Below are 6334 nucleotides of genomic sequence, written 5' to 3'. Positions count from 1 at the left end.
CACTCCAACAACTGCGGCACTCCCCGCGGTTTCCTCCCCCGAGGCTTGTACGACGCCTGCCCTTAGGTTTACGTGAACTCATCCACGCCAGTGCTCACGGGCAGGCATCCTACAAACCTTAACTTTATCGGCTGCCGCTATCAGCGAATTCGATACCATATTGCTGACTGTCAGGCTACTGGAGTGACTGACTGGTCTGGAGCGAGCATTTCGGGCAGACCTATGTCAGGAACCGCTGCACTGCCGAAGTACATCTGGCTCCAAAGCTTCCACTGATTTTGCGGGTCGAGTTGTCATATAGGGGCACAGATCAATGACCTTGATTGCCAATTGAGGCCATCACTGAACGTGATTACAGAATAAGGGGTTGTCATTGCCCTTGGTCTGTGCCACCGATCACGATCCAGTGATTCCAAAACATGTGTGCGATGGCCGCGTTGGCCGCATTTCGGTCAAAACGCCCTGGGTCAAAGTCCATTCCAACCCACTCTTTGAATTCAATTGCTTCAGTTTCGTCTGGTGCTTCAGTGATGTCTTTGAGAAAATCCTGGTATGTCCAAATGCCACCGCAGTTCTCGGGCGGGCAGGCCCTTTGGCTATCCTCAATCCAGGCGCTACCCACATCACAGGTGGATTTGGTCGACGGTGTGACAGCCACAACGGTGAAACTGTGCCGCCAGCCATCACCAAAGTCGTACATGTACATGTAGGTTTTGCCTTCTTTGAACAAGTCCTTGAGCGTGAACAGTGATTCGTCCAGGGTATTCTGGAAATCGCCGAATTCGTCGTCTTCCATATTGGCATAGCGTTTGCCTTCTATTTCAAATTCGTGCAAGTGCGAGTCTGTCCAGCCCACGGCTGCATGCAAAACATGATGCAGCACATCCAGCGTGGCACGACCACCAGTGGTGCGTTGGCTGTGGATGATCTGATCAAGCGCCATTACGGACTTGGCCAATCAATATGCAACCTATCTGGCGATGTGGCTTGGAAACCCTGGCCATGGTCACAACGTGAGCCTGTCACCGCCAAAAAATCACCCAAACCACTGGTGCAAATCACAGTCTTGCAGGCTCACATCCTGATTGCCTGGGGCGTCACACTTGTCGCCATACAGCGGCCACCCGCTTCTGTGTGATGTAACCCGCCGAAAAAGGAGAACCCCATGACACAGCCCACAATTATGTTTTCGCCCCGCACCTCCGCCATCTCCGCCCAGGGTGGCGTGCTTGACTTATTGGTCCGTGTGCAGGCTCCCAGCCTGCACACACCAAAACCACAGTGACTCCGATGCGCCTGGCTCTGGTGGTAGACCGCTCTGGCAGCATGGTTGGCCAACAGGCCGTTGCCCGCGACATCACGCTGTTGATGCCTGTGTCGGGCAGCTTTTTGGGTGCGGCTGACGCGTTTGTAGGGATCGAGGTCGAGGTCCGGGTGACCTGACCTACCTATCAGGCTCTCGTACAGATCACCTGTGGGCAGTGCCCGATTTGCAGTGGGTAGGGACATGCTGCTTCGCTTGATTAAAACGAAACCATCAAAACCTGAATATTTGAATATTTCCAGCAAGCAACCCACTTGTTAGCTTGATCGGCGGTGGGAATTTTCCCTCTGCTATTCCGGCATACCAATGTGATCTGGAGGCTGGAATTAGCTGCAATACTTAACCGAGTTCACTTGAGAAAGGGACATTTCATCCCTGCATGCCTGCACCTGAGTTCAATACAATCCCATATCACACTCAAGGGGGTAGAGCCACATCGTTCCGACAAGTGCAGGTAGCAAGTCCCTTAGTCAGCAACCATGGCTGCGCATGAAAAGCATCTATATCACGAATTCGGAAAACAGCGATGAAGTTATCGAAACGGGGTCAATCCTATTGTCAGAAGCGCAAGCTTTAGAGTTGCTGAACCTTGGTCGAACCACATTCCGCGAGGGTATCAAAAAAGGCTTGTACCCACCACCAGTGCAAGTTGGTGCGCGCCGCGTAGCTTGGCGGTACAGTGACCTTTACGATTGCGTTCAAGCTTTGCCCGAAGTTGAGTGGAGAGGGCTAAAGCCTGGTGAATTCAGATTTGTAAAGAGACCAGCACCTATCATCGGTTAAGCCACTGCCACACATGCTGATAGTTGCTTGGCATCGACACCAAAGAGGTAGACGATGAACTACTACGCTACGGTATCAAAATCGCAGAACGCATTGAGAACGTCCACCACGTCGATAAAGACGACTACGAAAACCGGGGCATAAAAGACCCGCAAATCGGTCTAGTTTGCATTGATCTGCATAAACGCGGAAAACCTATCAGCGCGAATAAAGTCATAGACGAAATAAATTTTTTGCTGCGAACGGGGGTTGCTGAATTCGATTGTGGTGCCACCAAACAAAGAATTTTTGATCGCTTGGCTGTCCTCAGAGCCAACGGTCAAATTTCGGATGCCATGAAGGCGGGTAGGCCACCAGCACCAATATAGGCACCGCAACCGGCACCGGTTCAGGTACAGAAGGAACCTCAACCGATTGAAGTCATCAAAGTCACCGATTGGCAAGATGAGTTTGTTCAAGAAGAACGTGCGCTCAATGCACTGACTAAAGATGCTGCCGCCAGTCTGGCAACAGAAAATTGGTTGCCAGACGGAAAACCGTCTTTTTTAATTCATTCTGCTACTGCTTCACCTTGAAATAACGGTCTGGCAATAGTCTGGCAATGAATAAATCCAGAAGTAAAAAAGCACTTGCCAGTTTCCTGTAAGTGCTTGTTTTTATTATGTTTTTTGGTGGGAACTGAGAGATTCGAACTCTCGACCTACGGATTAAGAGTCCGCTGCTCTACCAGCTGAGCTAAGTTCCCATTCGCAACGATTTAAACGTTTATCGAAGCTCTAAATTATAGCGACAAATCAGGGCTTAAATGACCACGGGATTTCGACGCCAAGAGCGATTCAGGGTGCATCTACATCAGCAAATGTTCACCGGCGTTGTCACCGCCGAGCGTGACGTAATTCACCTTGCGGATGTCCATCAGCTTTTTGCCGCCTGAGTAGCTGATGGAGCTTTGCACGTCTTGCTCCATCTCGGTCAGGGTGTCGGCCAGTTTGCCCTTGATGGGCTCCAGAATGCGCTTGCCCTCCACATGCTTGTACTCACCCTTGTTGAAGTCGCTGGCCGAGCCGTAATATTCCTTGAACAGCTTGCCATCCACCTCCACAGTCTGGCCGGGGCTTTCCTCAAGGCCGGCAAAGAGTGAGCCAATCATCACCATGGTGGCGCCAAAACGAATGCTCTTGGCAATGTCGCCGTGGTCACGGATGGCTCGCAGTTTGCCCTTGTACAAAGCGCTGGGTATATCCGTTGAAGTCACAAGTCGGCTAAGTCAATCGGGGCAGGCTTCAAGGGTCCGGCCGCGCTGTTGGTGAGGGCTGTGTTCTGTATGCCGTGAGGATACGGGGAGAGTAATCAAAAGGGTGTGATAGGTAGGGCCAAGATGCTTAATCGAAATACTCTCCATCAAGACCGAATACATTCTGGATCATGGTCTTGATTCGATGATCGTGTTTGGATTAACCCAGATTCCGCTGCTTGCGTCTAGTGAACAAGCCAACCATCGTCAGTCCAATCAGAAAAAGCACAATGGTCTCTGGTTCGGGAACTGTGATTATGTTGAACTTGAGTTCAGCTGGCGCCCATAGGGAACTGAATTGCAACTCGAAGCTGTTTGGACTCGTTAAAGTGATCGTATTCAAGCCAGATCCGCAACAAAAATAGTCGCCTGTGTAAGTGAGGCTATCAAAGCTGACACTACTGATAGTTGTTGATGCAAAACTGTAGTCAACAACGAACATAGGGGTCACACCGGAACTCCAAACGCCGTGATACCCGAGAATAATCGTCAGGCCATTGTCACTGAAATCGCTGTAAACAGTAGTCCCCGTTCGAGACAAGCTCGGTGTGAACTCAAATCCAGGTCCGATAATCGCTGAAGCGGAATCAGGCGACGGGTAGCCTAATACAAAAAGGTTTCCCCGATAGGAAGCCGTTACTGTGTCTCCAATTAGTCCCGCACTGGTGGTTATCGGAAGAAGAATGAATAAACCCGAAAATAACAGTGTCTTGAAACGGATGGTCAGCGCAGATAGTTGCATTTTGTTATTACTCCTTTAAGGCGGGCCGTAACATTAGCGGCACTAAATTATTCGGTTCCAAGATCGGTTTGCCTTCAGCCTGCGGTTACGCCCTCCGGTGTCGACGTGTTGAAGCTGTTAGGTTCGGAGTTGGTTCGGTGGGAATGTTACCTAACAAGTACTAATGTTGAAAGACAGCACATTAATCACAAGAGGTCGAATCAAGCAGTCCCTAAGATTGTTCCCTTTTGTGTATCGAACTCTTCTTGAGTAAGCGCTCCTGATTCCCTTAATTTCGCTAAGGCTGTGAGTCTATCAATTGAATCACTGGAGGGATGTGGCGAAGCTTGACTGATGGTTGAATTGCTCGTTGATTTTTGACTAGACTCATGCTGACTTTTAGTTAAGTAGCCTTTTTTTAACAATGATTTTTTATGTAATTCATTCCCCATGAATCCATAAACAATCCAGAGAACTGGAATGGCAAAGCCAGCTGTGACGATTGATATTATTATGGATATAACTGCTTGGGCATATAAACCTTTAATAAGCATCCAAATAATCCCAAAGAAGAATGCAGGCCAAGAAAAACCATACCATGTTTCCTCTTGAGTACCATTTATAGGATGAAATAGATTGTCGCTCTTCGTTGACATTTTATACCTTAATTTTAGAGTTTGGCATTACTTACTCTTTCCAGTAGTCTCTCTAATACTTCTTTTGTGGCCTTTGTAAAAGACTCTCCGGCCAAATTTCCTGCTTTGTCACACATTGACCCTGCTTCACCCTCGGCGCTTCGACTTGAATTTGCAGCAGTATTAACAAGAACTTTTCCGGAATTATCTTTCACGACTACATTCATGCCAATTTCAGTTGTTGCTGTGCAATTTATTGCCCAAAAGCTTTGATTGCAACTAAGTCTTGTTTGAAAATCTTCCAAGCGATAAAAAATAGAACCTGAAAAATCCGCCAATGGTGCGCCGCTGTTGCTGACTTCAGAAGCTTGTTCAAAAGCCGAACGGGTGGCATTTCTAATTGATTGCGTCAACGGATCACCAACCGCCATCGGGTAGGTATGAGCACTGCAGGCATGGCTTGACATTTTTATTTCTTTAGTGATGCTTTTTATATTATCATCAATTATCAAATTGTATTTTCCTGGAATTTTCGCATCTCTAGTTGTGTATACATTCACACTGCTTACACTAGCTGGATCAATTCTGTGTGCGCAGCCAACCATTGTGATACTAAATAAGCTTAGAGCTAAAATTTTCAACATTATCTTCCTTAGAATATACTAACCGGAGTTGCATAAATTGCATTTGATTAATCAGATGGTATCTGATGCTTTTTTTGACCACCATTTCGATCAACGGTGACACTTAGGACGTAACCTTTTTTAGGATACAAAGTAGAGGTTGAGTTTGTACCTGTTATTGGCTATTGGATATCCCCCAAATGGGGGGTATTGATAACTCATTGAATGTTTATTGATCTTGATCAAGTCTTTTTGTCTTTAGGAATAGCTGGCCATCACCTACTGTCCCTCACCATTGACCATGTACTAACCACGATCATCATCTCAGCTGACGCCACGGCACGCTGACCTGAATATGGAAAATCGCACCATCAGCATTCCCGCCAGCAACAACAAAAGCCGTCGCCTGAAAACCATCCCCATGGGTGACTTGGCGGCTCAGGCCATCTTGAGTCAAGCCGCCACCAAAGGCGATTGCGAATTCGTGTGGATCAACCCCAAGTCCGGCGACCGGTACAAAAACATTAACAAGGCATTTGATGTGTTGCGCAAGAAAGCAGGTTTGCCGACGTTTAAGCTGCATGGATTGCGTAGGACCTTTGCCACCACGCTGGCCAACGCTGGCACGTCGATCAATGTTATCCAGCAGTTGCTTACCCATGCCAGTCCTGTTACGACAGATCGCTACATCAGGGTGTCGGCAAGCAATTTACTGGCGGCGACTCAAGGCGTGAGTTTCGTGTTGCAGTCAGCGATGGCGGGGGCAGTGGCACCGTAGCTGGTCGGGGTTGGGGGCGGGAGTGTGGTGTGCAGCGGTCCCGAGGTGACCCATGGTGGCCCCAGGTGGTGCGTTTTGGGGCGAGGTATGGGGGTGGTCATCGGGAGGGGCACCCGGCTGGCCATGGTGCCCAATTTTAGGGAGGTGGGGCTAGTCACTTTTTTTGAGAAATATAC

The 6334-nt window shown here is 48.6% G+C and carries 9 protein-coding genes, 1 tRNA gene and 1 pseudogene; 4 read left to right on the top strand and 7 right to left on the bottom strand.

The window, feature by feature from the left end; all coding sequences use genetic code 11:
• Positions 1 to 370: 370 nt before the first annotated feature.
• On the bottom strand, positions 371 to 943 hold the full coding sequence (locus PHQ58_RS08425) for a plasmid pRiA4b ORF-3 family protein (RefSeq protein ID WP_300109741.1): 573 nt from the start codon (positions 941 to 943) through the stop codon (positions 371 to 373).
• A gap of 347 nt (positions 944 to 1290) precedes the next feature.
• On the opposite strand from PHQ58_RS08425, the gene PHQ58_RS08420 reads away from it, so the two are divergent.
• Positions 1291 to 1443: a hypothetical protein gene (locus PHQ58_RS08420; RefSeq protein ID WP_300109738.1), complete on the top strand. Its 153-nt coding sequence runs from the start codon at positions 1291 to 1293 to the stop codon at positions 1441 to 1443.
• 94 nt (positions 1444 to 1537) lie between these two features.
• Here the strand turns inward: PHQ58_RS08420 and PHQ58_RS08415 are convergent, their stop codons facing one another.
• Complete coding sequence (locus PHQ58_RS08415) at positions 1538 to 1660, bottom strand: AlpA family transcriptional regulator (protein WP_300109735.1); 123 nt, start codon at positions 1658 to 1660, stop codon at positions 1538 to 1540.
• Between the two features lie 153 nt (positions 1661 to 1813).
• Between PHQ58_RS08415 and PHQ58_RS23635 the strand changes: the two genes are divergently transcribed.
• Complete coding sequence (locus tag PHQ58_RS23635; RefSeq protein WP_367187289.1) at positions 1814 to 2107, top strand: helix-turn-helix transcriptional regulator; 294 nt, start codon at positions 1814 to 1816, stop codon at positions 2105 to 2107.
• Between the two features lie 23 nt (positions 2108 to 2130).
• Complete coding sequence (locus PHQ58_RS08410; protein ID WP_300109732.1) at positions 2131 to 2475, top strand: hypothetical protein; 345 nt, start codon at positions 2131 to 2133, stop codon at positions 2473 to 2475.
• A gap of 301 nt (positions 2476 to 2776) precedes the next feature.
• Here PHQ58_RS08410 and PHQ58_RS08405 read toward each other — a convergent pair.
• The 5 genes and pseudogenes from PHQ58_RS08405 to PHQ58_RS08385 all read right to left on the bottom strand — a co-directional run bounded on the left by PHQ58_RS08405 (position 2777) and on the right by PHQ58_RS08385 (position 5398).
• Positions 2777 to 2852, bottom strand: a tRNA-Lys gene (locus PHQ58_RS08405).
• A gap of 102 nt (positions 2853 to 2954) precedes the next feature.
• Positions 2955 to 3311: pseudogene (locus tag PHQ58_RS08400) on the bottom strand (IMP dehydrogenase); the annotation flags it as partial.
• Between the two features lie 250 nt (positions 3312 to 3561).
• Positions 3562 to 4143: a PEP-CTERM sorting domain-containing protein gene (locus PHQ58_RS08395; RefSeq protein WP_300109730.1), complete on the bottom strand. Its 582-nt coding sequence runs from the start codon at positions 4141 to 4143 to the stop codon at positions 3562 to 3564.
• 200 nt (positions 4144 to 4343) lie between these two features.
• Entirely contained in the window at positions 4344 to 4778 is a 435-nt protein-coding gene (locus PHQ58_RS08390; protein WP_300109728.1) for an SHOCT domain-containing protein, read from the bottom strand.
• 14 nt (positions 4779 to 4792) lie between these two features.
• On the bottom strand, positions 4793 to 5398 hold the full coding sequence (locus PHQ58_RS08385) for a hypothetical protein (protein WP_300109725.1): 606 nt from the start codon (positions 5396 to 5398) through the stop codon (positions 4793 to 4795).
• 310 nt (positions 5399 to 5708) lie between these two features.
• Here PHQ58_RS08385 and PHQ58_RS08380 point away from each other — a divergent pair, with 310 nt between their 5' ends.
• A complete protein-coding gene (locus PHQ58_RS08380) occupies positions 5709 to 6158 on the top strand; it encodes a tyrosine-type recombinase/integrase (protein ID WP_367187290.1) in 450 nt (149 codons plus the stop codon).
• Positions 6159 to 6334: the final 176 nt, after the last annotated feature.

It is taken from the genome of Rhodoferax sp. (assembly GCF_028688795.1).
In the GTDB taxonomy this organism is placed as follows: Bacteria; Pseudomonadota; Gammaproteobacteria; order Burkholderiales; family Burkholderiaceae_C; genus Rhodoferax.
Note: the sequence above shows the minus strand (reverse complement) of the source record. Positions and strands in the feature narration are given on the sequence as shown.